Annotated in this window: 5 protein-coding genes; 1 reads left to right on the top strand and 4 read right to left on the bottom strand. The window is 66.1% G+C overall.

Features of this window, described 5'->3' with window-relative positions; translation table 11 throughout:
* Nucleotides 1-191, top strand: a 191-nt coding sequence (locus tag ACSVIK_RS24280) for a hypothetical protein (protein WP_442446703.1), incomplete at its 5' end; no start/stop codon positions are given.
* Nucleotides 192-350: 159 nt separating this feature from the next.
* On the opposite strand, the gene ACSVIK_RS24275 is transcribed toward ACSVIK_RS24280, so the two are convergent.
* The 4 genes from ACSVIK_RS24275 to ACSVIK_RS24260 form a co-directional block, all read right to left on the bottom strand.
* On the bottom strand, nucleotides 351-1904 hold the full coding sequence (locus ACSVIK_RS24275) for a sigma-54-dependent transcriptional regulator (protein WP_442446702.1): 1554 nt from the start codon (nucleotides 1902-1904) through the stop codon (nucleotides 351-353).
* Nucleotides 1905-2039: 135 nt separating this feature from the next.
* On the bottom strand, nucleotides 2040-5117 hold the full coding sequence (locus ACSVIK_RS24270; protein ID WP_442446701.1) for an efflux RND transporter permease subunit: 3078 nt from the start codon (nucleotides 5115-5117) through the stop codon (nucleotides 2040-2042).
* Nucleotides 5114-6190 (bottom strand): efflux RND transporter periplasmic adaptor subunit, encoded by a 1077-nt coding sequence (locus ACSVIK_RS24265; RefSeq protein ID WP_442446700.1) that lies wholly within the window; start codon nucleotides 6188-6190, stop codon nucleotides 5114-5116. The genes ACSVIK_RS24270 and ACSVIK_RS24265 overlap by 4 nt, the downstream gene beginning before the upstream one ends.
* The gene (locus ACSVIK_RS24260; protein ID WP_442446699.1) at nucleotides 6187-7287 is read right to left on the bottom strand and encodes an efflux RND transporter periplasmic adaptor subunit; all 1101 of its coding nucleotides are present in this window, start codon (nucleotides 7285-7287) and stop codon (nucleotides 6187-6189) included. Before ACSVIK_RS24260 ends, ACSVIK_RS24265 begins: the two co-directional genes overlap by 4 nt.
* Nucleotides 7288-7320 lie beyond the last annotated feature (33 nt).

Below are 7320 nucleotides of genomic sequence, written 5' to 3'. Positions count from 1 at the left end.
TTTCTTTTGCTTACTTTTCTTTGCGCTGGGCGGCAATCCGAGTTCAAAGAAAAGTGAGTCGCCCGAGGGGGCGAAACCCGGAATATCTGGACACCCAAAGCGGCGTCCAGAACACCAATGCAAGCCGACAAGATCACACACAAACTTGCCAGTCCGGTGTCAACCAGGTATTCCCCCTGAAAATGCGATGAACCAAAAAAAGGGCGACCAATTGGTCGCCCGCCCATTCAAGGCATTCCTGGGGAGGAATGCGGAAACGCTTGCACCCAAATCACGCAGGATGATCGGGACGGGCTCAGTGTCGCCGCCCGAGCACGCCCTGCCTATTGCACCAAGGTCGTAGGCCGCCGCTATTCCTTGCCCAGACCATGCTGGCGCAACTTGTTGGCGATGGTGGTGTGGGAAACCCCGAGCCGCTTGCCCAGTTGTCGGCTGCTCGGGTGCTCCTGATACAGACGCTCCAGCACCGCCTTCTCGAAACGCCCGAGAATGTCGTCGAGGCAACCCTCTACCGAGAACTCGCCCAGGGGCTGCGGCGCGCCGTAGTCCGGCAGGCGGATATGCTCGGCCTTCACCGTACCGCCCTCGCACAGCGATACCGCCTGGAACAGCACGTTCTCCAGTTGCCGCACATTGCCCGGCCAGTGGTAATGCGCCATACGCTCCAAGGCCTGTGGCGCCAGCTTGGGCAGCGCGCAGCCGATCTGCCGGCTGGCCGAATCGAGAAAATGTTCCACCAAGGGTTCCAGGCCGTCCAGGCATTCACGCAGCGGCGGAATGTGGAGGCTGAGCACATTGAGACGGTGGTAGAGATCCTGGCGAAATTCGCCACGGGCACAGAGTTCGGACAGGTCGACCTGGGTAGCGCAGATCACCCGCACGTCCAGATACACTTCTTCGTCGCTGCCCACGCGACGGAAACAGCCATCCTGCAGAAAGCGCAGCAACTTGGCCTGCAGTCTTGGGCTCATCTCGCCGACACCGTCGAGGAACAGGGTGCCGCCGGCAGTCAGCTCCAGCAGGCCGAGTTTGCCTTCCGGGCGCGCGCCCTCGAAGGCGCCAGGGCCGTAGCCGAACAGTTCGGTTTCAGCCATGGACTCCGGCAGGCCGGCGCAGTTGAGCGCCATGAACGGCGCTTGCCCGCGCGGGCTGGCCAGGTGGCAGGCACGGGCCAATAGCTCCTTGCCGGTGCCGGTCTCGCCTTCGATCAACAGCGGCGCATCCAGCGGTGCCATGCGCCGCGCTTCGCGCACCACGGCGGCCATCACTCTGGAGCTCTGGAAAATCGAGTCGAAGCCACGCAATTCCTGCTTGCGCACCTGGTAGATGCGCTCGCCGACACGATCGGCGCGGTGCAAGGTCAGCACGGCGCCCGCCAGCGCCTCGCTGTCATCGTGCTCGTTCTGCAGCGGGGCGATATCGGCCAGGAACACATCGCCCTTGACCCTCACCCGCAAGCCATTGATCCGCGCCTTGTTCGCGCGCACCAGCTCCGGCAGGTCGAAATCCTCGATGTAGCGCGACAGCGCCATGCCCGGCACCTCGTCCACGCGCACGCCCAGCAGTTGGGCGGCACTGCGGTTGGCAGCGACGATGGCACCGCCCATGTCGATGGACAGCACCGGGAAATCCAGGGCGCCGAGCAGTGCATTGAGCTCCAGATGGCGGCGCTCGCTGGGCATCAGCCCCACCCGCCTGACGCCGAACACGCCGGTGATGGCCTCTATCCTGGGCCGCAGCGACTGGAACTGCAGGTTGATCAGGTTCGGGCAATGCAGGTAGATGGCATTGCCCTGCTCGCCGCCCACCTCACCACGGGCCACGTTGATGCCGTAATCGGCCAGCAGGTTGAGCATGTCGCGCAGGATGCCGACACGGTTTTGGCAATGCACCTTAATGCGCATGGCAGCCCTCCTGTCGATATGCCGCTGGCAAGGCACGGCAAGTCACTCGCAAATCAACAACTCTCAATGGTCTTTTGTCCTTGTGTGAGAGAGTGCCACGCCCGCAGGCGCAAACCCATGACCAGCATCGCGCGCTCATGCATCAGCGGGCACCTGATCGACCGCGCTGCTCTGCCCCTCGTCATGCGCATGGCAGAGCAGATAAAGGGCAGGCAGGAAGATCAGGGTCAACACCGTGGCCACGGCGATGCCGCCGATCATGGCGTAGGCCATCGGCCCCCAGAACGCCTCGCGGGCAATGGGTATCATCGCCAGGCCGGACGCTGCCGCCGTCAACAGAATAGGCCGGCAGCGATGCTCGGTGGCACGCACCACGGCGGCCTGCAAGGCGAGCCCCTGCTGACGGAACAACTCCACCTGGCTGACCAGGATCACCGAGTTGCGCACGATGATACCGATCAACGCCAGTACCCCGAGGATGGCCACGAAGCCCAGCGGCGAGCCGGTCACCAGCAAGGCCCCGACCACACCGATCAGCCCCAGGGGCGCCACGCTCAGCACCAGCAACACCTGTTTCACGCTCTGCAATTGAATCATCAACAAGGTCACTATCAGAAACAGCATCCACGGCACCACCCGCAGGATAGGCTGTTGCGAACGCGCACTGGCTTCGACCGCGCCGCCCACCGCCACCCTGTAGCCGGCCGGCAACTGCGCGGCGAAGTCATCGACCGCCGGGCCCAGCCCTTCGACCAACGCATCGGGCTGCAGGTCGCCGATGATGTTCGCTTTCAGGGTGATGGTCGGCAGGCGGTCGCGCCGCCATACCAGCGGCTGCTCCTGCGCGTAACCGATACTAGCGAATGCCAGCAGCGGAATCGATTCACCCGTACGAGCAGAGGGTATCTGCAAACTTCCGATCAGCTCCGGGGACTGCCGTTCATCGGCCTGCGCCCGCGCCACCACATCGACCAGATGAATGCCGTCGCGGATCTGCGTGATGCTCGTACCGGACACCACGCTATGCAGGATCTGCGCGGCGTCCTGCGAGGACAGGCCGAACTGCCTGGCCTTGTCCTGCTCGATGTCGATGCGCAGCACCTTGGCCGGCTCGTTCCAGTCGTACACCACCTGGCCGATGTGCGGATGGGCATCGATGATCGCCGCCAACCTCATGGCCTGAGCCCGCACCTGCTGGATATCCGCGCCGCTGACCCGGTACTGGATCGGCCAGCCCACCGGTGGCCCCATGTTCAGCGGCTGCACGTTGAAGCCGATGCCGACGAAGTCCTGGCGCAGGCGCTGGCGCAACCGCGCGAGCAGGCGGTCACGTGCCGCGCCGCCCTGGCTGACGATCACCACCTGGCCATAGAAGGGGTTGCTCAGTTGCTGATCCAGCGGCAGGTAGAAGCGCACCGCCCCCTTGCCGACATAGGAGCTCCAGCGCAGCACGTCCGGATCATCACGCAGGGTCTGCTCGAAACGATCCATCGCCGTGCGCGTGGCCTCGTGCGAAGCCTGCTGCGGCAGGTGGAAGTCCACCAGGATCTCCGGGCGATCCGAGTCAGGGAAGAACTGCCGCTGCAGCAGCGGCGTCGCCGCCAGGGAGAGGGCAAAAGCCAGCAGGGTCAGGCCCACCGTCCAATTACGATGACGCAATGCCAACGCCAACCAGCCAGAGAACAGCCGCTCCCAGCGACGCTGGCCATGCACCTCGGCCTGTGCCGGGCGACGCAACAGGTATACCCCCAGCAAGGGCGCGAACACCACTGCCACCAGCCAGGACAGCAGCAGTGCCACGGCGATCACCGCGAACATGGTGAACACGTACTCCCCGGCCGAGCTGGAGTTCAGCCCGATGGGCACGAAACCGGCGACCGTGACCAGGGTGCCGGTGAGCATGGGAAAGGCCGTCGAGGTGTAGGCATGGGTCGCTGCCTTGGGCAGGGAGTCGCCCAGCTCGATGCGCTTGATCATCATCTCCACGGTGATCATGGCGTCGTCCACCAGTAGCCCCAGGGCGATGATCAAGGCCCCCAGGGAGATGCGCTGCAGGGTGATGCCGCTGTAGGCCATGAACAGAAAGACCATGGCCAGCACCAGCGGGATGGAACAGGCCACCACCAGACCGGCGCGCAGGCCGAGGCTGATGAAGCTGACCAGCAGCACGATCAGCACCGCCTCGAACAGCGCCTTGGTGAAGGTGCCGATGGCCTTGTCCACCACCTGCGCCTGGCTGGACACCTGATGAACATCCAGGCCCAACGGCAGGTCGGCGGCGAGCTGGTCGATACGCTGCTGCAGGGCTGCGCCGAAATCTTGGATGTTGCCCCCGGCCTGCATGGCCACGGCCAGGCCGACGGCCGCCTCGCCGTTGTAGCGAAACAGCGAGGTCGGTGGCTGCGCATAGCCGCGCTCGATATGCGCCAGGTCGCTCAAGCGCAGCAGGCGATCACCGAAACGCAGACTGATGGCCTCGAGATCCGCCTCGCTGGCGAAAGCGCCACTGGCCTGCACGGCGATGCGCTCCTGCGCGCCATCGATGAGGCCCGCCGGAGTGACCGCATTCTGCGCCTGCAGGCTCTGGATCACCTGACGCAGATCGATGCCCAGCGCCGCCAGGCGGCGAATGGAAAAGTCCAGATAGATGACCTCGGGCTGGCTGCCAAGCACTTCCACCTTGCCCAATCCGGGCACCCCCTTGAGGCCCAGGCGCAGGCGCTCGGCGTAGTCACGCAACTGGCGCGGGGAGAAGCCTTCGCCGGTCAGGGCATAGATGTTGCCGAAGACATCGCCGAACTCGTCGTTGAACGCGGGCCCCTGCACGCCGCTGGGCAATTCGCCACGAACGTCCTGCATCTTCTTGCGCACCGCGTACCAGGCATCGGGAATCGCCCGTGCCGGTGTCTCGCTCTTGAGAAAGACGAACAGCGTGGCCTCGCCGGCCAGGGTGTAGCTGCGCACGTAATCCAGCGCGTCGATCTCCTCGAGCTTCTTCTCCAGGCGGTCGGTGACCTGCTGCAGGGTTTCATCCAGGGTCGCGCCAGGCCAGCGCGCCTGGATCACCATGGTCTTGATGGCGAACGCGGGGTCTTCCTCGCGGCCCAGTTGCAGATAGGCGAAGGCTCCCATCAGCAAGGTGACCAGCATGGCGTACCAGACCAGCGTCCGATGGCGTAGCGCCCAGCCGGACAGATTGAAGCCTTCCTTCATGAACCGCTGCGCTCCTCGAGCCTGACCTGCTGCCCCTCGCGCAGCCGCGTGACACCGGCCCTGACCACACGATCGCCCGGCTGCAGGGGGCCACGCACGCGCACATTCGTGCCGCTCTCACCCAGCACTTGCACCGCAACGGCATGCACCTGCGAACTCTGCCCGTCGATGCGCCAGACGAAGTGCTGCTCGGCCTCCATCCACAACGCCGAGGCTGGCAGCTCCGGCGCGGGTGCGGTATGCGGCGCAACGAGCTGCACACTGGCCAGCGACCCCAGGTGAAGCTCTGCCGGCAGCCGCTCCAGCGCCAGCCGAACCCGCTGCACACGGGTGCCAGCATCCAGCACCGGATCGATCTGCCGCACCTGCGCCCAACTGCCCTCGCCCGCGCCGTTCAGCGAGGTCACATGAATACGCGGCGGCGTAGCCACGAGCGCGCTCAACCACCGCGCGGGCAAATCGACCCAGACCTCCAGGCTGTCCAGCCGCGCCAGGCCGAGCACCGGCGTACCACTGGCCAGCACCTGGCCAACCTCGGCATGCCAGGCCGTGACCACGCCGTCGATATCCGCCAGCAACTGCGTCTGCTGCACATGGGCTTCGGCACGACGCAAGGCGATACGCGCCTGGCGCATGGTCGCGGCGCGCACCTGCAGCTCACTGTGCAACTGTTCGAGGCGAGCCAGGCTGCCGACGCCCTGCCGATACAAGCCCTGGTAACGCGCCAGCTCGTCACGGGCATTGCGCCACGCCACCTCGGCACGCTGGTACTCGCCCTGGCGACTGCGCACCTCGCTGTGCTGATCGGTGCTTTCCAGGCTCGCCAGCAATTGCCCACGGCGCACCCGCTGGCCGACCTCCACCTGCCGGCTGAGCAGGCGACCGCTCTGGCGAAAGGCTGCTGCCAACTGCTCGCGCGGCTGCACGGTTCCCGTGAAACGCGCCTCGGACGGGTGCTGCTGATCGGTGATTTCGGCGAACGCCACCGGGCGTTCAATCGGCAGCGCCGCCGTCTGTTCACGGCAGCCCAGCAGCAACCCCAGCAACGTCAGCCAGCACGGCGCCCACCTCATGGCTGCACCTCGTCAGTGCTGGCTGCCAGCACGCCGGCCACCTCGACTCGCTGCCCCGGATAAAGCAACTGCCCACCCTGGGCCACGAGCAGATCGCCGTCCTGCACACCGGCGGCCACCAGCACCCGACCGCTCTCGTAGCGCGCGACCTCGACCGGCGCCAGGCTGACACGCTGCTGCGCATCGATACGCCAGACCGCTGGCTGGCCCTGATCGCGACTCAGGGCCGCCCAGGGCAACACGGCCACCGGCCCCAAGGGTTCGCTCAGGCGCGCCACCACCACGGTTCCCAGGGGCCAGCGCGCGGCCTCGTCCGGGAGACTGACACGGATGCGCAAGGTGCCCGAACGGGCGGAAACCCGCGGGGCGATTTCACGTACCTGCCCGATGATTTCGCGCGCCGGTTCGCTCAAGCTGTACAGATGAATGGGAGCACCGACCTGCAGGCCTGCCGGCAGCTTCTCGTACCAGTCGAATACCGCTTCGGGCGCGGCGTCATGGGCCAGTGACAGCACCACCTGCCCGGCCTGCACCACCTCGCCGGCAGCCACCGGACGCGCGACCACCACGCCATCGGCCAGCGCCAGCAGGTCAGCGTCGGCCAAGGCATCCCTGGCCACCTGGCGCCGCGCCCTGGCCGTCCGCAATTCGGCCTCGGCGCCTTGCAGCGCGGCCTGCGCACGCTCGTATTCGTTGCGATTGGTGTAGCCCTTGGGCAGCAGGCGTGCCTGGCGCGCATGATCGGCGCGGGCAAGCTCGACCCGCGCCTGCAAGGCCTGAACGTCAGCCTCGCTGAGCGCCAGGGTCGCACGCAATTCGACCGGATCGAGCCGACCCAGCACCTGCCCGGCCACTACCCTGTCGCCGACATCGACCGCGAGCTGCACCACCTTCCCCGTGCTGGGAAACGCGAGATCGCTGACGAAGCGCGCCTGCACATCGCCGCTCATCAGGCTGTGTGCCCGCCCCGGCACCTGCACGACCCGCTGCGCCAACACCCGCACGCTCGGTTTCTCGGGCACCGACTCGGCAGAACAGCCCAGCATCAGCGCCACCATCAGCCCCAGCACGACAAAGCGACGCCAATCCAAGCGCATTGCAGCTTCCAATCCCAGACCCATTCCCTGCCG

This window comes from Pseudomonas sp. NCHU5216 (assembly GCF_052156495.1).
Taxonomy (GTDB): Bacteria; Pseudomonadota; Gammaproteobacteria; order Pseudomonadales; family Pseudomonadaceae; genus Aquipseudomonas.
This window is presented reverse-complemented; position numbering and strand designations above follow the sequence as displayed.